This window comes from Mycobacterium farcinogenes, from assembly GCF_019739075.1.
Lineage (GTDB): Bacteria > Actinomycetota > Actinomycetes > Mycobacteriales > Mycobacteriaceae > Mycobacterium > Mycobacterium senegalense.
In genome coordinates this window covers 3588301-3606892 of record NZ_CP081673.1, presented here as the reverse complement: position 1 = coordinate 3606892, position 18592 = coordinate 3588301, and the positions used below count along the sequence as shown (strand labels likewise).

The following is an 18592-nucleotide window of genomic DNA, read 5'->3' as shown; positions in this document are numbered from 1 at the left end:
ATGATCGCCGCGAATCGGCTGCAGCGATGTACCGGACCAGCCCTCCGCGTCCCCGTGCCATTCGTCGGGCCATCCAGGATCTGGTGCCCGAGGCTGAGGTGGGCTGAAATTATCGACAGCAGCAGGAAAGCCGTCACCGCCGTCGCGGTGGCCTCCTCGTTCGTACTCGTCGCATCGTTCGTGGTGCTCTACCTCGTTCTGAGCAGCGACGCGCTCACCTCGAACCTGATGGACGGCCGCTACCCATCGGGTACTGAGGGGCTCCAGGCGCGAGGTGGGGCGCTGGCCAGCGCTGTTCTCGCACTCGGCGGATACGCCGGCCTGATCTGGGCGAGGGCGAAACTGAAAACCCCGTTGGTGCGGGTGCTGTGCGGACTGTTCGGTGTGGCGCTGGTGGCATACCTGCCCGCCACGCTGTTCGTTTGCGTGACCGCCTTTGGTTGAGTGCGCGTAGTGCCCTCGGTGAGATTCGAACTCACACTGTACGGGTTTTGAATCCGTTTTTCTCGCTGTTTACAGTTTGCGATGATTGTTGGCAGTTGATGTAAATATTGCTCCGAACTGCTGTGATACGGCTTTTAGCGATGTGTACTCATTGGCTGTTAGCGGTACTTCTGCGGTATGTCTGCGGTATCGTGGCTAGGTGTAATCAACAAACCGAAAGGGGCAAGCCATGACCACCACTGATGAGGTGACCCGAATGAGCGCCGCGCAACTCAGCTCTCTAGAGCTCGTCGGAGAGCTCGTGCGGCGCGGGCAGGCTGAGGATGTCGGCGCCCGTGCGGGGTTCGACGGCATCGAGGCAATGGTCCGCTGGGCGGTTGAGGATGATCAGGACCGGCGATGAACGCGAACGGGATCACCTTGCCGCGCTGTAGGGCGTGCCATCGACCGATGGAACTGAAGATGACGCCGCGCGGCCAGCGGGTCGTAGTGCGGTCGCGGTGCTGCACGATATGGTGCCCCGCCCGCGTGATGGGGTGGCGAAACTAGATCCCCACCAACGAGGAGAAGAACCCCCGGACTGAAGAGGTGTCCGGGGGTTCTTTCATGCTTTAGCCTAGTGCGTCTCGGCGACGGTCGCGGTCACCGGCTGCGGCGGCTGTACGGGCTTAAACGAGCCCTCGGTGTCGTTCCACTCAGGCACCAATTCGTCTTCGGGATCGACAATCCGCGTGATGACACGCGCCGCGGGGGTGAAGGTAGTCCCGTTCCCGTTGTCGACAGCCTCGCCGTCATAGACGGTCTCCCGGCGCTCCAGGAGCTGCTTCGGCAACCGCTGCGGCGCGTAATCTTCCAGCGCGGTCGCGCGGATCGGGACACCAAGCTCAGCAAGTGCCGCCCACTGGGTTGCCGTCTGCGACCCGTTGGCCTCCCAGGCGGTCCACAACTCGCGCACATGAACACCCGTAGCATCCACGCACAAACCCAACTGGAGCTGATCGATACCGATAGCGTGAGACCGCGAGGATGCTGGCTGATCGGCATTGGGACGTTCCGCGCCGGCCAGCTCGGCAGCCAGCCCCAGCAAAACCGTCAACCGGGACAACGTCTGAGCAGCGGCCTGCCCGTCGACGTAAGCCTTACGCGTCTTCTCGTCTGCGGTAACGATTTCGGCGGGGTCGGTCTCGCACGAGACGATTGAATGAGCCTTTTGGAAAGCCTTCGCGGCAACGTCAAACTGACGCGCAACCTCCGCGTAGTGATCGGCGGCGACACTGTCGTGGATCGCCCGTAGTCGCCCGCGAACAGCACCCTGCACATGGTCATCGACGGCTTTGCTTGCCACGGTCTCAGCGATGGCAGCCGCCCGCAGTAGGCCGAGGTCGGCGTCCACACCATCAACGACGGCCTCGGTCAGCCGGTCCCTTGCGGGTGTCCGCAGGGCTTTGAACTCGGCATGACGTTCCAGGAGTTCGGTGTACTCGTCGGGCATTGTGATGCCAATCGAGGCCAGACTCGCGATTGCGGCGGTGCGGGAGGTCCATTCCGTGGACGCGCTCATCTTGTTGATAAACATCAATTCTCCTTAAGGATTAAGCCAGTAAGTTTGATCGATCAGCTTTTGTAATTGCTTGTGCTTCAACCGGGTTGACTGCTCGGTGTCACCAGCCTGTTCGGCCAGCCCGATCAGCTCTTTATCGGTCGGAACATGGTCGGGCTGATGGCCCGCTGATGGGATCACGTTGCCCTTACCGGGTGGCTCGGGCTCTTGTTCTACTTCCGTTTCCTGTGCGGGCTCGATCTCGTAGAGCTTGGCGAGCTTCGCCGCGATATCATTCACATCATTCGCCATTAATCCATCCCATCCTATCGGCTTTAGCCTCGCATTTATCTTTGATCACTTCATGCAGCAAGGTGAAATAGGGCACCTTGCGGCCACGGAAATGCCCACAATCGAATACCCAACCATCATCAATCGTGCAGCCCGCGGCATGGCATTGCGGACAGGGAAGAGTTTTATGGTCAATCCCAATCGCTCGAAAGCCGTGATAACTCTGATTCTCGTAGTAATCGCAAGTACACGGGAATAGCCAGCCAGGGCTATTGTCGGGTTTCCGCCGCGCCACCACGCCACAATCAGGGCATGCGAGCGGTTCAGGCATTAACAGCGACTCCATGCCACCTCTGGGCATCCGCAGACAACATCTGCGGGAATCGGCAGCGACGACGCGGCACACCCTCCCAGCCGCCATTCCACGCCAGTCGAGACGGGCCGAGATCTTCAATCGTGGACAGCGCGGCATCAAGGAGCGGATCTTTGGCGATAGCGCTGCGAACGGGAGCGCGGTGCAGCCATCGGCCCGTGTCCGGATCGAAGGCATAATAGAGAATCAGAAAGCGTTTCTGCTCATCGGTGAACTGCCATGACTCGCCTGTTTCGGGGTCGATCAAACCTGGGCCGAAACGCTCAAACTCTTCATCTGAAAGCTCATTCTCAGCCCATCGGATCACGAGCGGACCGAGAGAATTGCTGATCAGGTGGCGTTTCTCGTCGGGGTCGGTCGGCCAGGGCACCTTAGACCACGCGCCGGTACGCTCATCGACCCAATATCCGGCCGGCAATTCACGGTCATCACTGAAATCAGTCATTTTCTACTCCTAGGTGGTCAATTTCGATACCAAAAGTTTCGTAATTCATACGGGCTGGCAAACCTGTGGTCGGCCAAGAGACAGGGAGACCAAGAGGGGGTCAACTCCCCAGTCCCCTAGAATGCCCATTCCTGGCCTCTGGTGAGCCCGTAGGCGAATGTTTATCAGTCCCCGGTGTCATTACCCTCATCGGCGTATTCAATGGCCTCTTCTGCCATTCTTTCCGCCCATTCGCGGCGTTGCTGTTCGGCCCGTTCGCGTTGAATCTTGATGCCTGGCCATTCGGGCGGTTGGTAGTCAGGATTGTCAGCAAGATAAACGGGCTTCGACAGATCACGACGATGCGTGTTGACCGGCTTAAGCTGCTTCGCCCTGGCGTGCTTGGCGGAGTGATGCAGGTGGCATTCATGGCACACCCCGCGCAAGTTCGTGTGGTGATCTGAGCCGCCGTCAGATACCGCAATAACGTGGTCGACGTCGGTGGAATAGATGGTGCATATTCCCTCAATGGCCAATTGACATTGCGGTTGGCGGGCCAGCACCCACGCTCTGACTCTCTTGCTGATACGCCCGCCAGGCTGGGCATTCCGATAGTTATTGCTCATATTGCCCTTCCAGTAGATCCTGAACGTGATCGATAAGGCATTGTGCGATCACCGGGTCTAGATCGATATGAACACTCCATCCGGCGATCACGCGGCTGATCGTGATAACGCCATCGTGTCGGCGAGTGAGTTCGATGTTTGTTCCATCGGGCTGGGAGATGGTGATCATGAACCCTCGATATGATCGATGATCATGTTGCTTAATGTGATCGCCTGGTCATGGCTCAGGACAATCTGGCCGCAAAGCCGAACGCCACGGCGGCACGGTTCGACGGTGACACCGCTTTCGCAGACAACACATATTCCCGAACGTCGATGTGTCTTTGTCGAGCGGCATTGCTTGCATGTCACGGAGTTCTTTCGGCGGTCAGTCATTCAGCCGCCAATAACTCTTCGGCAAGATCAACAGCGTCGGTGGGTTCGATGATCAGCCACCGTTCCCGCTGCCCGCCAGGGAAGGGCTTGGAGATGCGTACCTTCCCTCGGGGCGTTATCGAAACGGTGGTCCGCATGACCTCAGTCGAGGAAGTGATGGCGGTTTCTGCCCACACGCTCAGCCCATCGAGGATCGCTTCGGCGAGGGCTCGGCGGTCATTTTTATGAATCTGGATCCAAACCCGCTCTTGCCGGATTCGGTAGAACGGCGGCGTGGTGTCGGGTTCAAGCGTCGTCGCTGTCATGTCGATTGTTTCCTTCGGAGGTAGTTGAAATGGGACCGCCCCCGACCGGAGCTGGGCTCGACAGTCGGGGGCGGGTTGTGGCGTTCGTTCCGATTCACTGCAAACGCCACGCCGCGCTCGGGAGAGTGCGCGGCTTTCTTACCGGGCGGAGTCGGGATCCGTGGCCCGCGAATCGGCCGGCAAGTTCTTTACTCGGGGGCGGTGCGGATCCTGTCGACGTAGAGCGTGTAGCCGCCGTGATGGGCATACCAGCGGCCCTGCCGATCAATCTTCAAGGGGACTGATTCGACGTGACCGTCGATAAGGACAGCGATCGCAATCGGTGTCACGCAACCTCCTGCGAAGTTCTGGGGGTCGTGAGTGGCCGCCGTATCAACTCCACTCGCGGCACATGCAATAGGTATGTCGTGCACCATGTTCCGGGTGGCGCACCGCATCGTGGACAACCTACGGCGTCCACCACACGGCGGCTCACTGTTTACCGTCGTTCATGTTGTCCTTCTGTTGAATGATTCGGGTAGCCATCACCCACGACATCGTGCGGACCCGTTCGCCGCGGTGCGCCAGCACGATTGGCTCATCGAGATCTGCGTGACGTGGTGCGCGGCGCCGATAGACATCGCGGCTGTAATACCGGTCAGGTTTCAGCCGTCCGGCGGGGGCATTCCGCGGTGATCCCGTGGCGTGCATGTCCTGCAGGCAATCGCTCCAGTGCTCTGCAGCAGTAGAGGGTCGATCGGCGCGAACCCGCTGACCGCAACACGCCAATCGGAACCATGCAGTCGGCTCTGCCTTGGGCGGTATCAGCGCCGCGACGATCGCGGGGTTGGTGATGATGTTGTAGTGCTTGTCGCGGATACGCCCGTCTGGGTGGACGGCGTAGCCGGTATCACCAATCGGTGTCCACACTCGCGGACGGCCACCTCTGCGCATTATACCCGACGGGGGGTTGCTTTCCACGGAAAATGTGGTATCATGCGCCGTCATTGTCGGTGTGCCGTCCCCTTCGGTCCGTACACGCCGTACGACAGTCGATCGATCGCCCCCGCCTTGCATGCTTCGGACAACAGTGCCGACGCCCGCGCGGTCGTATCGCAGATCCCTCGGGCGACGACATCGGCAGCCCGCGCGTCAAACTCCGAGTTGACGAACTCGACACACCTCTCCATCTGAGACGCTCCACCCCGCTTCGCTGACACCTTCGGAGCCTTCGCGGTGAGGATGATCGCCACCACATCAGCTACGGTCATTCCTGTTTGCTGCATCGCCCATTCGATGGGCTCGAATTCGTTCATCTGCTTACTTTCAAGGTGTACGTGGGGCTGCTACTAGCGGTTGGCAGACGCGTGACAGCGTGACAGCGTGACAGCGCTCTGACGTGCATGTTTTCGGAATGGGGTCGCGTGACAGCGTGACAGGGTTCTCAGAATGCCCAGGTCAGGGGCCTGTCACGCTGTCACGCTGTCACGCCCCCTACGCGCCGTGTGTGTGACAGCGTCACGCCGTCGCCTCGACATTCGCTAGATGCCACACCCCGCCGACATCGACGCCCGGAGGATCGCGGCGGATCGCCCCGCGATCCTTAAGGTTGGTCAGCGCTGCCCTGAACGCCTGCCTGGGCAGTGTGCTCGCGCGGTGCGCCCCACATTTTCGCGTGAGGTCTCGATGCGGGACTGGCCCCTCCTGTAACGCCGCTAGGATGCGGGCCTGCATTTCCTCGACCCGCTCGGCGTAGTCCTCAGCGGCCTGCTCCTCGGCAATCCCCCCCGCCACCTTGGCGTGCCCCCGCGCAACAGCTCGCGAGACCTCGGCCTCTTTGGCGGCTTCGGCGGCGTGCGCTCGCTGACACTCCATGGCCCGATCGCGAACCGCATCAGACATCCGCATGATGGCTCCAGCGCGTTCCCAGTGATTCCAACTCACGCCGAACTTCGCCTCAGAGAATGAGATGGCAGCCGCCATCTTCAACATCGCGAAGGACCGGTGCGCATCGATCCCCGGAAGGTCCCCGCGGCGGATCGCATTATGCTGATCCCAAATCTCCTGTCGGATCGCAGCGTCCACAGGAATCTCATCGGAGAACGGCCCATCTCCGGGAATCCGCGGCATGGTCGGCAGGAACTTGCGGCGCTCCGGAACCTGCATCGGCGCGCGAGGTTCATTCACCGCGAACCAGGTCAATCGTTGCGGGAGGCCAGTCGCTTCCTGTGCGGCGAAGCCACCCAGGTTCGCAGGCTGAATCATCAGCAGGCAGTTCCATCGGACGGCATGCTGGGCAATCCACCTATCCGCGTCGCCGCGGGCCGCAGCCCCCACAAAGGCGCCGGTCCACATTTCACAGAGGAGCTCCGCCGCCTTCGACCCTTCGCGGCTCAATTCCTTATCCAGTAACCGGCCCTCGGTTGCGATCGAATAGACGCTCTTGTAATACGGGTCGGCGGCGTCGCGGACCGTCTTGGCGCCGTCCTTGGTGTACTTGATGCAGGCGTGGATGAGATGCTCGCCAGTCCCTACACCGATCTGACGGACATCCAATTTGCCTTCCTGGTAAGGCGAGAGCGCCTGGGCCAGGTTCCAGGCGGAGTTTTTTCCGCCGCCAGAGTCGCCAACCCCGAGGACGATCGTGTTGAGGCTGCCGCCGCATCCGGATCCGCCGGGGGGCGGTAGTAACACGTCAGGCGGAATCTGTGCGAGGCGCCGCTGTAGGCACATCACGTACACGCCAACGGGATTCACGCCCGACTCGATCGCGATGTCACGAACCTCTGACGCCCACCCACTGGCGAAGATGCCCTTCTCTAACTCGTCGAGTTCGTCGGCTTCGAACCTAAACTTCACCGAGCCACCTTCCGGTACGCGTAGCGCCGAATCGGCTCCTCGCCGAAAAGCTGGTCTGCCCACGCCTTATCGACACGGGTCGGCCAACCGTCGACCGCGATTCCGGTCAACTCTCCGTCGTCGAACACCACCCACATAATCAGCGGCCATACCTCACCATCGCTCCATGCGACCTCCCAGCCGTCCGCGGGGTGCGTATGCAGCACGGACCTCTTATCGATCCCGTCCCACGTGTCCTGCGCCAACTGTCCGCGCTCGGTCATCATTTGGTTTCCCCTTCTGCTTGAGCCAGTGCCCACGCGCACATCTGCATGAATTCCGCCATCGCGGACTCCTCCGTAACTGTCTGACCGTTGCGAGTCGTCCCCACAACGGATTTCGCCCACAGGGCGTGCAACTTGTTCAGTTCAATCCTTGCGTTAACGCGGCCAGTCCGACTGGCGCGGAACACCTCCGGCAGAATCCCCAGCATCGTGGTGTGGCGGGAATCCTTACTGATCAACGCGCGGGTGATGAACCGTGTTCGCCATCGCGAGACCAGATCAGGGCGAACGGTCGGACGCTGGGAGTGCTTCTCCACGAACGCTCTCAACTCCGCTGCCGGTACCGCCTCGGCGGTCGGTCCGCTGGACTCACGTAGCCGCGACAGGATGGCCTCGGGGCACGGTTTCACCGGGCCGCTCGACACCCACCGACGATCACCGATACCCGGCGCCGCGACGATGATCCCGTTCGATGACGCGCGGACATCGCCCCACCCAGTCCCCAGGCCTCGCGATGAGTTCGAATACGTACCACCAGGATTCGAGTAGACATAGTGCCCCCTGCGCGGATCCGTATCGGGCCGTGTCCGCTGCACCATCGCATCGCCCAGCAATTCCCAGTGGCGGAAGTTGTCCGGCTTGTCGATGTCCAGCACGATTGCACCGGACCTGTTGACATGCAGCGCGATCCCGTAGTCGGTACCGGCGAACCATGGAACTATCTGCTTGGCGTCACGTGACGATTGCTCTGGCCAACCCTTACCGACGACACTGCCCGCGTGCCGGGTGTCACGGCGTACCGGCACGACGAACCAACCGTCCCTCGCGTAAGCGAGGGCGGCGGTTAGAACGTCGGTGTCGTCGGTAAAGGTCAGGAATCCTCAGCGGTGAACCGGGCACGCCAGATCTCCGCGTTGAGCTCAGCGTCCTCTAGTGACGTGTTCGCGCCCTCTAGATCGAGGACGACGCGGTACCCGCCGGGGCGGGCCTCCACTACCCGAACCCTGCCAGGGGCGCGCTGAACCGTTAACTGGATGTGGTCGACCCATTCGGGGCGTGCTTCAGTCATTCGGCGTACTCCTCAAACCGGTCGAGTCCGTCGTTCATCTGCTCCGCCGACTCGTAGAGGAATGCGCCGACCAGTTCGTCTAGATGGACTAGGCCCTGCACGGGCGGACCGCCATCCGCGGTGAGTACCAGTTCAATCAGGGCTAGCTCGCCGTCTGCGGCGATGATGCGGCCCTGGTGCTGGAGTTCCAGCCCTGTATCACCGGTCCGAGTGAATTGCACGTACCGCCCCGCGAGGGCGTCGGTCAGCGCGCTCATTTGAACGCCTCCGCAACCCACGCCTCGACGTCGGCGCGGCGGTAAACAACTCGCCGGCCCAGCTTGCCGGACTTAGGGCCGGATCCGGTGGCGCGGAGCCAGCGGAGAGTGGCGACGGGTGTTCCGGTGAGTTCAGCGACGTCCTCCAGGTATAGGATCTCGCGATTGAGAGTTGCAACTGATTGGGGCAACGGTCTATCCTTCGAGTAGAGACTTGCAGAGGCTCCGGTTAACGCTGCACACGATTACCGGGTTGTACTTAGCATATCCCACAACCCCCGTCAAGCTTGGGAACTCGGGGGAATTTGTAGTGTGACGATTGTCACAAACCCTTGAGCGCACAGACTGCAGTGTCTATCTTGTACCATCCTCCGAAACTAAACGGATTCCTGCGGTACGATCCGTGGATGGCAGCTAGGGGAGACCGCGCCGGGATAGATGATCGCTGGCATAAGCGGATGCGCCAGCCAGACGGCACCACTACCACTGTGAAGTCGGCTGTCTATGGCCAAGTGACCCGCTGGCGGGTCCGCTGGGTAGTCGATGGCAGGGAGCATTCCAAGGTTTTCGAGCGCAAGGTCGATGCCCAGGCGCACCTCGATCAGGTAACGGCTGACGTCGTCAAAGGCACCTATGTCAGCCCCCACAAATCGTCCGTGTTGTTGCGTGACATTGCAGAGGAATGGATAGCCGGCAAGGGTGCTCGCAAGCCGAAAACCGTTGCGGGATATCGCAGTATCCTCGACACGCTCATTCTGCCCAGGTTCGGCGATACCAAGCTATCGGACATCACCCACGGCGATGTTCAGAAGTGGGTTAGCAGCCTATCGGTGGACGGGTCGATCCGAACCACAGGCAAAGGCCTATCGGCATCGCGGGTGATACAGGCCCACCAATGCCTCGGCGCGATCATCGACTACGCGATGCGCACTGAACGCGTGGGCAAGAATGTCGCCAAGAAGATCGAGCTGCCACGGAAAAGCGTCGGAGAGCCTCGCCTGTACCTCACACACGGCGAGCTACAGGCCCTCGCGGCTGCCGCTGGGCGATTCGAAACGATGACGTTGACGCTGGGCTATTGCGGCTTGCGGTTCGGCGAGGCGGTCGCGTTGCGTGGTCGGGACATCCAAGACGGGACAATCACCGTAAGGTCATCCGTCACCAATGTGACCGGCAAGGGGCTGATCGAGGACACTACCAAGACGGGCCGGGTGCGGACGGTCCCCGTGCCGGGGCTTGTCTGGGATCGACTCAAGAATGAACTTCCCTCTGACCCGGACGCGCTGGTGTTCCCCGGCAATAAAGAGGGGGAGTGGCTGACCACTGGCCAGTACCGGCATGTGTTCGACTCGGCAGCAAAACAGGCTGGCGTCCCCGGCCTGACTCCGCACGATCTGCGCCATACGTGTGCTTCGTTGGCGATCAGTACGGGCACGAACATCAAAGCGATTCAGCGGCTGTTAGGTCACCAGACAACGGCGATGACCCTGGATCGGTACGGGCATCTGTTCGACGACGATCTACAGCGCGTTGCGCACCAGCTCGATACCGCTGCGAGGGCCGCGCAATCGTCCTGCGGTACGACTGCGGTATCTGAGACGGTTGATCAAGCCGAAAATAGCCTCTGACCTGGTGCCCTCGGTGAGATTCGAACTCACACTGTACGGGTTTTGAATCCGTTTCCTCTGCCAGTTGGGATACGAGGGCGTTCCGATCAGTACTGCGGCCTACCACCATAGAGGATGCCCCCGCGGTCGCCGAACAGCGGCCTCCACGACACAATGTCTCCCATGACCGGGTCACCGAAAGACGCTGACAAACCACGCCGCGTGCTCATCGCCGAGGACGAAGCGCTCATCCGCCTCGACCTGGCGGAGATGCTTCGTGAAGAGGGTTACGAGGTCGTCGGTGAAGCTGGTGACGGCCAGGAAGCTGTCGAACTCGCCGAATCGCTGCGCCCGGACCTGGTGATCATGGATGTCAAGATGCCGCGTCGTGACGGCATCGACGCCGCCTCGGAGATCGCCAGTAAGCGCATTGCCCCGATCGTCATCCTGACCGCGTTCAGCCAGCGGGAGCTGGTTGAGCGGGCCCGTGATGCCGGGGCGATGGCATATCTGGTCAAGCCCTTCAGCATCACCGACCTGGTCCCGGCCATCGAGGTGGCGGTCAGCCGCTTCAGCGAGATCGCCGCGCTGGAGAACGAAGTGGCGACGCTGGGGGACCGGCTGGAGACCCGGAAGTTGGTCGAGCGTGCCAAGGGTTTGCTGCAGAGCAAACACCAGATGACCGAGCCCGAGGCGTTCAAGTGGATTCAGCGGGCTGCGATGGATCGTCGCACCACCATGAAACGGGTGGCCGAGGTGGTGCTGGAAACGCTCGAGGATTCAGCGGAATCGCCCGTGCAGGAGAACTGACCGACGGGCCCGGTTGTTAATTGTGGGTTTCCGCTCGCCCGATATTCCGCGTTCAGCCAGGACCCACGCGAGAACCATTCACTCAAGATCCCGCACTCGGGCCGGTCGTTGGCTATGTTCTACCCGAAGCTCCGGCGCCCAGCCCTTACCCGGCCAGGGCGCCGGTGCCGCTGACAACTCTGACCCGGAGGTGAAGCGTGCGCGGTCGCGTGGCACGGAAGGCGTTTGCTCTCGGAAGTGCGGGTGTGGTTGCCCTGGCGATTGCCGGCTGTAACCAATCCTCGCCGGAAGGCGGGACATCGCAGACCGACTTGAAGATCGTCGAGAAGGTCCAGATCGACGAGAACGGCGCTGAGGTGAAGGCCGCCGAAGGGGTTGCTCCCGCTGAGCCCGCCGGTGACGGCAAGGCCGTCTGCCCGCCGGTGATGCTCGGCATGATGGGCGCGCTCAACGGTCCCGACGCCGCGCTGGGCATCAACATCAAGAACGGCGTACAACTCGCGATCGACAAGCACAACGCGGCCAATGCCGGTTGCCAGGTGCAGCTCAAGAGCTTTGACACCGAAGGCGATCCGCAGAAGGCCACCGGCGTGGCGCCGCAGATCGTCGACGACGCGATGATCATCGGCCTGGTCGGGCCCGCGTTCTCCGGTGAAACCAAGGCCACCGGGGATGTGTTCAATCAGGCCGGCTTGGTGGCTGCCACCGCGTCGGCCACCAACGTCACATTGAGCGAGAACGGATGGCGGACGTTCTTCCGTGGCCTGGCCAACGACGGCGTCCAGGGCCCCTCGGTGGCCAACTATCTCAAGAACACGCTGGGCAACAAGAAGGTGTGCGTGGTCGACGACAGCACCGACTACGGCCTCGGCCTGGCCGAGGCGGTTCGCGAAACGCTTGGCCCGGTTGCTGATTCGGCCTGCAATATCTCGGTGAAGAAGGGCGACAAGGAGTTCTCGGCCGCCGTCACCCAGATCAAGGGGGCAGCTCCGGACTCGGTGTTCTACAGCGGTTACTACTCCGAGGCGGCTCCGTTCGTTCAGCAGCTCAAGGATGGCGGCGTGACGGCGACCTTTGTCAGCGCCGACGGCACCAAGGATCAGCAGTTCGTCAATCAGGCGGGCGAATCGTCGAAGGGCGCGTTGTTGTCCTGCCCGTGTGGTCCGGCCACCGGCGCCTTCGCCGACGAGTACACCAAGAAGTTCGGCCAGGCGCCCGGCACCTACAGCACCGAGGGCTACGACCTCGGCACCATCCTGCTCAAGGGCATCGATTCGGGCGCCATCACCCGTCCGGCGCTGCTCGACTTCGTCCGCAAGTACGAGGGTCAGGGGGTGGCCCGCAAGTACCAGTGGACAGACAAGGGTGAGCTGACCACCAACTTGATCTGGATGTACGAAGTCAAGTAGTCCGCTGACGAAACGCGTCCGAGACCGCAGCCCGGACTCGGGCGCGTTTCGCTACACACCACAGTCAGGAGCCGCCGCCGGATGATCCATCAGTGCGTCGAGCAGTCCGCTTGCCTGGCATCGAACATCAGCTTCAACCTGGATGGCCTGCGAGACGGCTTCTGGCAGTTGACGATCGACGGCCTGTCCTGGGGCGCGATCTACGCGCTGGTGGCGGTGGGCTACACCCTGGTCTTCGGCGTGCTGCGCCTGATCAACTTCGCCCATTCCGAGATCTTCATGCTCGGCATGTTCGGCGCGTACTTCTGTTTGGACGTGATCCTGGGGTTCTCCCCGAGCGGCAACGCCTACAACAAGGGCGTCGCGCTGACGGTGCTGTATCTCGGCATCGCCATGCTGTTCGCGATGCTGGTCTCGGGCTCGGCGGCGGTCGGTCTTGAGCTCATTGCCTACCGGCCGCTGCGAAAACGTAATGCCCGTGCCCTGACCTTCCTCATCACGGCGATCGGAATGTCGTTCGTACTGCAGGAATTCGTGCATTTCGTGCTGCCCAAGCTCTTGAAGGGCTACGGCGGCAGTAACGCCCAGCAGCCCATCGTGCTGGTCCAGCCGAAAACTCAGTTCACGATCTTCGGCGCGTCGGTGTCGAACGTCACGCTGGTGATCGTGGGTGCCGCGCTGGTCCTCGCGGTGCTGACCGACATCGCGATCAACCGGACGAAGTTCGGTCGCGGGATCCGGGCGGTCGCGCAGGATCCGACCACCGCCACGTTGATGGGGGTCTCGCGGGAGCGCATCATCATGCGGACCTTCCTCATCGGTGGTCTGCTGGCCGGGGCCGCGGCGCTGCTCTACACGCTGAAGGTGCCGCAGGGCATCATCTACTCGGGCGGCTTCCTGCTCGGCATCAAGGCGTTCTCGGCCGCGGTGCTCGGCGGTATCGGCAATCTCCGGGGCGCACTGCTGGGCGGGCTGCTGCTGGGCATCATGGAGAACTACGGACAGGCGGTGTTCGGAACGCAGTGGCGTGATGTCGTGGCGTTCGTTCTGCTGGTACTGGTGCTGCTGTTCCGGCCGACCGGCATACTCGGTGAGAGCCTCGGGAAGGCGCGGGTATGAGCGAGCATCACGGTTCACAGTCCGCCGGACCGCTGACCAAGACGTTATTGGCCCCCGGTGACGCCATTCGCGACTGGTGGTCGAGCCTGCCGCGAATCGCGAAATGGCTTGTCGGGGTTGTGGGTTTCGGATTGCTGGCCTTGCTGCCGTTGTTCACTCCCAGCTTCCTCAACACCACGGGCATCAGCTTCGGCGGCACCATGGCGCAGTTCGCGATGGTGGCCATCATCGCGATCGGGCTCAACGTCGTTGTGGGGCAGGCCGGCCTGCTCGACCTCGGTTACGTGGGCTTCTATGCGGTCGGCGCCTACACCGTGGCGTTGCTGACCAGTCCCGACAGTCCGTGGAACAAAGTGGGTCCCGACGGGTTCTTCAGCAAGGACTGGGCGTGGCTGTCCTGCGTTCCGTTGGCGATGGCCGTCACCGCGTTGGCCGGGCTCATCCTGGGAACGCCCACCCTGCGGTTGCGTGGCGACTATCTGGCGATCGTCACCCTCGGTTTCGGCGAGATCATCCGACTGCTCGCCGACAACCTCTCCGACATCACCAACGGTTCCCGCGGGCTCAACCAGGTCGCCTACCCGCGGGTGGGGGAGAGCGAGAAGCTGCCCAACGGGGTGTTCTCCAGCGGCAACTCGGCCGGTGAGGCGAACTACGGAACCTGGTGGTTCTGGCTCGGCCTGATCCTGATGGTCGGCATCCTGCTGTTGGTGGGCAACCTTGAGCGCAGCCGGGTCGGACGCGCGTGGGTAGCAGTCCGCGAGGACGAGGACGCCGCCGAGGTGATGGGCGTCAATACCTTCCGCTTCAAGTTGTGGGCGTTCGTCATCGGCGCCGCGATCGGCGGCCTGTCGGGTGCGCTCTACGCCGGCCAGGTCCAGTACGTGGCGCCGCCGACGTTCAACATCATCAACTCGATGTTGTTCCTGTGCGCTGTGGTGCTCGGTGGGCAGGGCAACAAGCTCGGGGTGATCTTCGGGGCGTTCGTCGTGGTGTATCTGCCCAATCGGCTGCTGGGGGTCGAGTTCCTGGGTATCAACCTCGGTGACCTGAAGTACCTGTTCTTCGGTCTGGCGCTGGTGGTGCTGATGATTTTCCGGCCGCAGGGTCTGTTCCCGGTCCGGCAGCAGCTGTTGACCTACGGCAGATCGGCTCGACAGTTGTTGCGCAGCAACATGGACAAGGAGCCGGTGGGATGAGCGAACCCATGCCCGGCGTGGCCGAGAGCGTCGAGGAACTGGCCGGCGTGCACCGTGAGATTCAGGCGGCCGAGGGTGAGATCCTGCTCGAGACCCGCGATCTGACGGTCAAATTCGGTGGCCTGGTCGCGCTGGATTCGGTCAGCTTCAACATCCGCCGTGGTGAGATCCTCGGTCTGATCGGCCCCAACGGCGCGGGCAAGACCACCTGCTTCAACGCGATCACCGGTGTCTACCGGGCCAGTTCGGGATCTGTCATCTTCGACGGCGCTCCGCTCGGCCGGATCAAACGTCACCAGATCACGCGCCGCGGCATCGCCCGCACGTTCCAGAACATCCGGTTGTTCGGCGAGATGACCGCGCTGGAAAACGTCATGGTGGGCACCGACGCGCGGCACAAGACCTCGGTGCCCGGAGCCCTGGTGCGTTCTGGAAGGCACCGACGCGAGGAACGATCGGCCATCGAACGTGCCGCGGCGCTGCTCCATTTCGTCGGGATCGCTCATCGCGGGGAGGAGAAGGCGAAGAATCTGCCGTATGGCGACCAGCGCCGCCTCGAGATCGCCCGGGCGCTGGCGACCGAACCCAAACTGTTGTGCCTCGACGAACCGGCCGCCGGGTTCAATCCGGCCGAGAAGGCGTCGTTGATCGAGCTGATCCGAAAGATCCGCGATGACGGTTACACCGTGCTGCTGATCGAGCATGACATGCGTCTGGTCATGGGCGTGACCGACCGGATCGTGGTGTTGGAGTTCGGCCGCAAGATCGCCGACGGCTTGCCACACGAAATCCGCGAGGACCCCAGGGTCATCGCCGCGTATCTGGGGGTGCCCGATGACGAGCTCGGTTGAGACCAGCCGTCCGGTGCTGCTGGAGGTGCGCGACGTGGTGGTGCACTATGGCCGCATCAAGGCCTTGCACGGCGTCTCTCTGGTGGTGCACGAGGGCGAGTTGGTGACTCTGCTGGGTTCCAACGGTGCCGGCAAGACGACCATGATGCGGGCGATCTCAGGTCTGCGGTCGCTCACCTCGGGCTCGGTCTGGTTCGAGGGCCGCGACATCTCCCGGGTGAAGGCGCATCAGCGCGTGATCGACGGGCTGATCCAGGCTCCCGAGGGACGCGGGGTGTTTCCCGGGATGACCGTGGTGGAGAACCTCGAGATGGGTTGTTACGGACGTAAGTTCGCCACCCGCGCCGAGCATGACGAGCGCCTGGACTGGGTGTTCGAGACGTTCCCGAGGCTTGCCGAGCGCCGGTCCCAGGTCGGCGGAACCCTCTCCGGTGGGGAACAACAGATGTTGGCCATCGGGCGGGCCCTGATGGCCAGGCCCAGAGTGCTGCTGCTCGACGAGCCGTCGATGGGACTGGCTCCCATGGTGATCTCGCAGATCTTCAAGATCATCTCCGAGATCAACGCTCAGGGCACCACGGTGCTGCTGGTCGAGCAGAATGCCCAGCAGGCGCTGAGCCGGTCCGACCGGGCCTACATTCTGGAAACCGGTAGCGTCACCCGCACCGGTGACGCGCGGGAACTGTTGGCCGACGACAGCATTCGCGCCGCCTACCTCGGAGTGGCCTAGCCCATGGTCGGCAAATCGATCGTGCTGTTCGTCCTGGCCGCGGTGCTGGAGATCGGCGGGGCCTGGCTGGTGTGGCAGGGGGTGCGCGAGCACCGCGGCTGGTTGTGGATGGGCGCCGGCGTGATCGCGCTGGGCGCCTACGGGTTCGTGGCGGCCTTCCAGCCCGACGCTCACTTCGGGCGTGTCCTGGCTGCCTACGGCGGGGTGTTCATCGCCGGATCGTTGTTGTGGGGCATGGTCGCCGACGGTTTCCGGCCCGACCGCTGGGATGTGGCCGGTGCACTCGTGGCCCTGGCCGGAGTCGGCCTGATCATGTACGCCCCGCGCTGACCGTCAGGCCAGGTGGGCGCTGTCGTCGTCGAGGTCGTCGCGGCTCAGACCCATGGGGGTAGCAGCCGGGACATCGCCTGCGGCCACCACCTGCCGGGTGATGGGCGTGAGGACTTGGAACAGAGTGGTGATCTCGTCGTCGGTCAACGCGTCCAGTGCACTCAGAGCCAAGGCATCGGTGCGATCTTCGATGGCCTGCTTGATGTCCCGCCCGGCTTCGGTGAGCTCACCGTCGACGTCCAGCCAGCCGCGGGAGCGCAGCTGTTCGACATAACCGGCCCACTGCTCCTCGTCGTAGTCGCGGCTGCGCATGATCATCTCGCGGGGTACGCGTCCGGCCGCGGCGTGCAGCACGTTGCTTTGCCGGCCGCTGATCCCTTCGGCTACCAGCACCGCGATGTGGGCGTCACCGCGGTGCTCACGCAGCAGGGTGACGGCGTGCCAGAGTGTGGCGATCGGGTCCTCGGGCCACGGCAGAGCACGGTTGGCGGCGTAGAGCGGCCGGCCATCCAGAGGTGCAGTGCGAGCAGCCTTCGCGGTCAGTTCGGCCGCCAGCCGGGTCGGCTCGGAATCGGTCACCCCGGATCGCCGCAGTGCCGCGACTGCCGCAGCCGATCGAGCCTGCAAAAGTACTGCCGGGCTTGCCTTCTCCCATGCTGCCGGGAGCGCCTTGGCGACCCGCTCGGTGGTGAAGTTGTAGAACGTGGCAGCGACGACATCGGGGGCCACGATGCCCAGCGGGGCAGAACGGGCGGCGAAGTAACCCATCCAGAACCCCCGGTAGCCGAGGTCGTCAAGGGCTGCGCGCGACTCTGGTGCGAAGTAGGTGACCGCGTGTACGGGTTCGAGCCGGTCGAAGAACCGGCGCGCCAATGCAGGAGTACGACCCATACAGCTAGTTAAGCATCGGGCCGGTCGCCTTCGATCACCGCAGTGGCCGCCTCGTCGATGATGGCTCGCATCGCCCGCTCGGCGGCGTCCTCGTCGCGCAGCCGGATCGCCCTGGCCACCTCGTCGTGCAACTCGATGGCAGCCGGGTTGGGGGAGTCGGGCATCAGACCATGTTGGGTGCGGCCGGCGAGGACCTCAGCCACCACGTCGTTGAGCGCGCGGAACATCTCGTTCCCACTGGCCTCTAGGAGTGTCTGGTGGAAAACCTTGTCCGCCAACAGGTATGCGTCGAGGTTTCCGGACCTGCCGTGCACCACCATGTCCGAGACGGCGGCGGCGAGAATGCGGCACTGGTCCGGGTTGGCCCGCCGGGCGGCGAGGGCCGCGGCGGCCGGTTCGAAACCGCGCCGAAGCTCCGACAGCGAGGCCAGCAGGGCGGCGCGGTCTCCGGCCTGCAGGCGCCAGCGGATCAGCCTGGGGTCGAACACATTCCACTTGCGTGGGGGCTGGACTGTGATCCCGACCCGGCGCCGCGATTCCACCATGCCCATCGATTCCAGCACCCGGATCACCTCCCGGGCGACGCTGCGGGACACCTCGTGCTCGGCGCTGAGGCGGTCCAGGGTCAGCACCTGCTCAGCCGCCAGCTCGCCGGAGACGATCCCGGTGCCGAGTGTGGTCAACAAGCCGGCATGCAGCGCGCCGACGTTTGAGGGCGATGACACGCTTACATCGTGTCATAACGCTTGCCATCGAGGAATAGACCGATTTAATCGAGATGCTATTGCAATCGTATGACTTTTAAGTCATGCTTTGTGACGGCAGACACATATTGTGAGGC

The 18592-nt window shown here is 62.8% G+C and carries 29 protein-coding genes and 1 tRNA gene; 10 read left to right on the top strand and 20 right to left on the bottom strand.

The genetic code is table 11. The annotated features are described in order from the left end of the window. Positions 1 to 147: 147 nt before the first annotated feature. Both K6L26_RS17205 and K6L26_RS17200 read left to right on the top strand, forming a co-directional pair. Positions 148 to 444 carry a hypothetical protein gene (locus tag K6L26_RS17205; RefSeq protein ID WP_221850906.1) on the top strand — a complete coding sequence of 99 codons (297 nt, stop codon included), beginning with the start codon at positions 148 to 150 and terminating at the stop codon, positions 442 to 444. A 229-nt stretch (positions 445 to 673) separates the two neighbouring features. Further along, positions 674 to 847, top strand: coding sequence for a hypothetical protein (locus K6L26_RS17200; RefSeq protein ID WP_221850904.1), 174 nt, complete (start codon positions 674 to 676; stop codon positions 845 to 847). A 213-nt stretch (positions 848 to 1060) separates the two neighbouring features. Here the strand turns inward: K6L26_RS17200 and K6L26_RS17195 are convergent, their stop codons facing one another. The 17 genes from K6L26_RS17195 to K6L26_RS17120 form a co-directional block, all read right to left on the bottom strand. Beyond that, positions 1061 to 1936 (bottom strand): hypothetical protein, encoded by an 876-nt coding sequence (locus tag K6L26_RS17195; protein WP_221850902.1) that lies wholly within the window; start codon positions 1934 to 1936, stop codon positions 1061 to 1063. Between the two features lie 93 nt (positions 1937 to 2029). Beyond that, positions 2030 to 2296 carry a hypothetical protein gene (locus K6L26_RS17190; protein ID WP_221850901.1) on the bottom strand — a complete coding sequence of 89 codons (267 nt, stop codon included), beginning with the start codon at positions 2294 to 2296 and terminating at the stop codon, positions 2030 to 2032. Beyond that, positions 2286 to 2606, bottom strand: coding sequence for a hypothetical protein (locus K6L26_RS17185; protein ID WP_221850899.1), 321 nt, complete (start codon positions 2604 to 2606; stop codon positions 2286 to 2288). Before K6L26_RS17185 ends, K6L26_RS17190 begins: the two co-directional genes overlap by 11 nt. After that, complete coding sequence (locus K6L26_RS17180; protein WP_221850897.1) at positions 2599 to 3093, bottom strand: hypothetical protein; 495 nt, start codon at positions 3091 to 3093, stop codon at positions 2599 to 2601. Before K6L26_RS17180 ends, K6L26_RS17185 begins: the two co-directional genes overlap by 8 nt. 164 nt (positions 3094 to 3257) lie before the next feature. Further along, the gene (locus K6L26_RS17175; protein WP_221850895.1) at positions 3258 to 3698 is read right to left on the bottom strand and encodes an HNH endonuclease; all 441 of its coding nucleotides are present in this window, start codon (positions 3696 to 3698) and stop codon (positions 3258 to 3260) included. Next, positions 3688 to 3867, bottom strand: a complete 180-nt coding sequence (locus tag K6L26_RS17170; RefSeq protein WP_221850893.1) for a hypothetical protein — start codon at positions 3865 to 3867, stop codon at positions 3688 to 3690. Before K6L26_RS17170 ends, K6L26_RS17175 begins: the two co-directional genes overlap by 11 nt. Before the next feature lie 202 nt (positions 3868 to 4069). Continuing rightward, a complete protein-coding gene (locus tag K6L26_RS17165; protein ID WP_221850892.1) occupies positions 4070 to 4378 on the bottom strand; it encodes a hypothetical protein in 309 nt (102 codons plus the stop codon). Positions 4379 to 4566: 188 nt separating this feature from the next. After that, positions 4567 to 4707 (bottom strand): hypothetical protein, encoded by a 141-nt coding sequence (locus K6L26_RS17160; protein WP_221850890.1) that lies wholly within the window; start codon positions 4705 to 4707, stop codon positions 4567 to 4569. Further along, on the bottom strand, positions 4704 to 4838 hold the full coding sequence (locus tag K6L26_RS32060; RefSeq protein WP_435405370.1) for a zinc finger domain-containing protein: 135 nt from the start codon (positions 4836 to 4838) through the stop codon (positions 4704 to 4706). The genes K6L26_RS17160 and K6L26_RS32060 overlap by 4 nt, the downstream gene beginning before the upstream one ends. Before the next feature lie 11 nt (positions 4839 to 4849). Then, on the bottom strand, positions 4850 to 5338 hold the full coding sequence (locus K6L26_RS17155; RefSeq protein WP_221850888.1) for a hypothetical protein: 489 nt from the start codon (positions 5336 to 5338) through the stop codon (positions 4850 to 4852). Positions 5339 to 5361: 23 nt separating this feature from the next. Beyond that, on the bottom strand, positions 5362 to 5673 hold the full coding sequence (locus tag K6L26_RS17150) for a hypothetical protein (protein ID WP_221850886.1): 312 nt from the start codon (positions 5671 to 5673) through the stop codon (positions 5362 to 5364). Between the two features lie 202 nt (positions 5674 to 5875). After that, on the bottom strand, positions 5876 to 7216 hold the full coding sequence (locus tag K6L26_RS17145; protein WP_221850885.1) for a hypothetical protein: 1341 nt from the start codon (positions 7214 to 7216) through the stop codon (positions 5876 to 5878). Continuing rightward, a complete protein-coding gene (locus tag K6L26_RS17140; protein WP_221850883.1) occupies positions 7213 to 7482 on the bottom strand; it encodes a hypothetical protein in 270 nt (89 codons plus the stop codon). The genes K6L26_RS17145 and K6L26_RS17140 overlap by 4 nt, the downstream gene beginning before the upstream one ends. Continuing rightward, positions 7479 to 8354 (bottom strand): bifunctional DNA primase/polymerase, encoded by an 876-nt coding sequence (locus K6L26_RS17135; protein WP_280639578.1) that lies wholly within the window; start codon positions 8352 to 8354, stop codon positions 7479 to 7481. The genes K6L26_RS17140 and K6L26_RS17135 overlap by 4 nt, the downstream gene beginning before the upstream one ends. Beyond that, on the bottom strand, positions 8351 to 8548 hold the full coding sequence (locus tag K6L26_RS17130; RefSeq protein ID WP_221850879.1) for a hypothetical protein: 198 nt from the start codon (positions 8546 to 8548) through the stop codon (positions 8351 to 8353). Before K6L26_RS17130 ends, K6L26_RS17135 begins: the two co-directional genes overlap by 4 nt. Then, complete coding sequence (locus tag K6L26_RS17125) at positions 8545 to 8805, bottom strand: hypothetical protein (protein WP_221850878.1); 261 nt, start codon at positions 8803 to 8805, stop codon at positions 8545 to 8547. Before K6L26_RS17125 ends, K6L26_RS17130 begins: the two co-directional genes overlap by 4 nt. Then, positions 8802 to 8996: a helix-turn-helix transcriptional regulator gene (locus K6L26_RS17120; protein WP_221850876.1), complete on the bottom strand. Its 195-nt coding sequence runs from the start codon at positions 8994 to 8996 to the stop codon at positions 8802 to 8804. The genes K6L26_RS17125 and K6L26_RS17120 overlap by 4 nt, the downstream gene beginning before the upstream one ends. A 216-nt stretch (positions 8997 to 9212) precedes the next feature. Between K6L26_RS17120 and K6L26_RS17115 the strand changes: the two genes are divergently transcribed. Beyond that, positions 9213 to 10433: a tyrosine-type recombinase/integrase gene (locus K6L26_RS17115; RefSeq protein ID WP_221850874.1), complete on the top strand. Its 1221-nt coding sequence runs from the start codon at positions 9213 to 9215 to the stop codon at positions 10431 to 10433. Positions 10434 to 10435: 2 nt separating this feature from the next. Here K6L26_RS17115 and K6L26_RS17110 read toward each other — a convergent pair. After that, positions 10436 to 10512, bottom strand: a tRNA-Leu gene (locus tag K6L26_RS17110). A gap of 83 nt (positions 10513 to 10595) precedes the next feature. Here K6L26_RS17110 and K6L26_RS17105 point away from each other — a divergent pair. The 7 genes from K6L26_RS17105 (at position 10596) to K6L26_RS17075 (ending at position 16860) form a co-directional block, all read left to right on the top strand. Beyond that, the gene (locus tag K6L26_RS17105) at positions 10596 to 11222 is read left to right on the top strand and encodes an ANTAR domain-containing response regulator (protein WP_019343114.1); all 627 of its coding nucleotides are present in this window, start codon (positions 10596 to 10598) and stop codon (positions 11220 to 11222) included. A gap of 197 nt (positions 11223 to 11419) precedes the next feature. Continuing rightward, complete coding sequence (locus K6L26_RS17100; protein ID WP_036387492.1) at positions 11420 to 12631, top strand: branched-chain amino acid ABC transporter substrate-binding protein; 1212 nt, start codon at positions 11420 to 11422, stop codon at positions 12629 to 12631. Between the two features lie 81 nt (positions 12632 to 12712). Continuing rightward, complete coding sequence (locus K6L26_RS17095; RefSeq protein ID WP_019343112.1) at positions 12713 to 13750, top strand: branched-chain amino acid ABC transporter permease; 1038 nt, start codon at positions 12713 to 12715, stop codon at positions 13748 to 13750. After that, positions 13747 to 14949, top strand: coding sequence for a branched-chain amino acid ABC transporter permease (locus K6L26_RS17090; RefSeq protein WP_019343111.1), 1203 nt, complete (start codon positions 13747 to 13749; stop codon positions 14947 to 14949). The genes K6L26_RS17095 and K6L26_RS17090 overlap by 4 nt, the downstream gene beginning before the upstream one ends. Beyond that, positions 14946 to 15800 (top strand): ABC transporter ATP-binding protein, encoded by an 855-nt coding sequence (locus tag K6L26_RS17085; RefSeq protein ID WP_019343110.1) that lies wholly within the window; start codon positions 14946 to 14948, stop codon positions 15798 to 15800. The genes K6L26_RS17090 and K6L26_RS17085 overlap by 4 nt, the downstream gene beginning before the upstream one ends. Next, complete coding sequence (locus tag K6L26_RS17080) at positions 15784 to 16530, top strand: ABC transporter ATP-binding protein (RefSeq protein ID WP_019343109.1); 747 nt, start codon at positions 15784 to 15786, stop codon at positions 16528 to 16530. Before K6L26_RS17085 ends, K6L26_RS17080 begins: the two co-directional genes overlap by 17 nt. 3 nt (positions 16531 to 16533) lie before the next feature. Then, positions 16534 to 16860 (top strand): YnfA family protein, encoded by a 327-nt coding sequence (locus K6L26_RS17075; protein WP_036387487.1) that lies wholly within the window; start codon positions 16534 to 16536, stop codon positions 16858 to 16860. A 3-nt stretch (positions 16861 to 16863) separates the two neighbouring features. Here K6L26_RS17075 and K6L26_RS17070 read toward each other — a convergent pair whose 3' ends face one another. Next, positions 16864 to 17751 carry an SCO6745 family protein gene (locus tag K6L26_RS17070; protein WP_076211829.1) on the bottom strand — a complete coding sequence of 296 codons (888 nt, stop codon included), beginning with the start codon at positions 17749 to 17751 and terminating at the stop codon, positions 16864 to 16866. Between the two features lie 8 nt (positions 17752 to 17759). After that, complete coding sequence (locus K6L26_RS17065) at positions 17760 to 18476, bottom strand: FadR/GntR family transcriptional regulator (RefSeq protein WP_036387483.1); 717 nt, start codon at positions 18474 to 18476, stop codon at positions 17760 to 17762. Positions 18477 to 18592 lie beyond the last annotated feature (116 nt).

Coding starts and splice junctions, on each gene's coding strand:
- K6L26_RS17170 (WP_221850893.1), bottom strand. CDS start 3,867: ATGATCACCATCTCCCAGCCCGATGGAACAAACATCGAACTCACTCGC.
- K6L26_RS17185 (WP_221850899.1), bottom strand. CDS start 2,606: ATGCCTGAACCGCTCGCATGCCCTGATTGTGGCGTGGTGGCGCGGCGG.
- K6L26_RS17150 (WP_221850886.1), bottom strand. CDS start 5,673: ATGAACGAATTCGAGCCCATCGAATGGGCGATGCAGCAAACAGGAATG.
- K6L26_RS17190 (WP_221850901.1), bottom strand. CDS start 2,296: ATGGCGAATGATGTGAATGATATCGCGGCGAAGCTCGCCAAGCTCTAC.
- K6L26_RS17070 (WP_076211829.1), bottom strand. CDS start 17,751: ATGGGTCGTACTCCTGCATTGGCGCGCCGGTTCTTCGACCGGCTCGAA.
- K6L26_RS17200 (WP_221850904.1), top strand. CDS start 674: ATGACCACCACTGATGAGGTGACCCGAATGAGCGCCGCGCAACTCAGC.
- K6L26_RS17095 (WP_019343112.1), top strand. CDS start 12,713: ATGATCCATCAGTGCGTCGAGCAGTCCGCTTGCCTGGCATCGAACATC.
- K6L26_RS17140 (WP_221850883.1), bottom strand. CDS start 7,482: ATGATGACCGAGCGCGGACAGTTGGCGCAGGACACGTGGGACGGGATC.
- K6L26_RS17180 (WP_221850897.1), bottom strand. CDS start 3,093: ATGACTGATTTCAGTGATGACCGTGAATTGCCGGCCGGATATTGGGTC.
- K6L26_RS17195 (WP_221850902.1), bottom strand. CDS start 1,936: ATGCCCGACGAGTACACCGAACTCCTGGAACGTCATGCCGAGTTCAAA.
- K6L26_RS17175 (WP_221850895.1), bottom strand. CDS start 3,698: ATGAGCAATAACTATCGGAATGCCCAGCCTGGCGGGCGTATCAGCAAG.
- K6L26_RS17105 (WP_019343114.1), top strand. CDS start 10,596: ATGACCGGGTCACCGAAAGACGCTGACAAACCACGCCGCGTGCTCATC.
- K6L26_RS17130 (WP_221850879.1), bottom strand. CDS start 8,548: ATGACTGAAGCACGCCCCGAATGGGTCGACCACATCCAGTTAACGGTT.
- K6L26_RS17115 (WP_221850874.1), top strand. CDS start 9,213: ATGGCAGCTAGGGGAGACCGCGCCGGGATAGATGATCGCTGGCATAAG.
- K6L26_RS17085 (WP_019343110.1), top strand. CDS start 14,946: ATGAGCGAACCCATGCCCGGCGTGGCCGAGAGCGTCGAGGAACTGGCC.
- K6L26_RS17125 (WP_221850878.1), bottom strand. CDS start 8,805: ATGAGCGCGCTGACCGACGCCCTCGCGGGGCGGTACGTGCAATTCACT.
- K6L26_RS17165 (WP_221850892.1), bottom strand. CDS start 4,378: ATGACAGCGACGACGCTTGAACCCGACACCACGCCGCCGTTCTACCGA.
- K6L26_RS17080 (WP_019343109.1), top strand. CDS start 15,784: ATGACGAGCTCGGTTGAGACCAGCCGTCCGGTGCTGCTGGAGGTGCGC.
- K6L26_RS17090 (WP_019343111.1), top strand. CDS start 13,747: ATGAGCGAGCATCACGGTTCACAGTCCGCCGGACCGCTGACCAAGACG.
- K6L26_RS17075 (WP_036387487.1), top strand. CDS start 16,534: ATGGTCGGCAAATCGATCGTGCTGTTCGTCCTGGCCGCGGTGCTGGAG.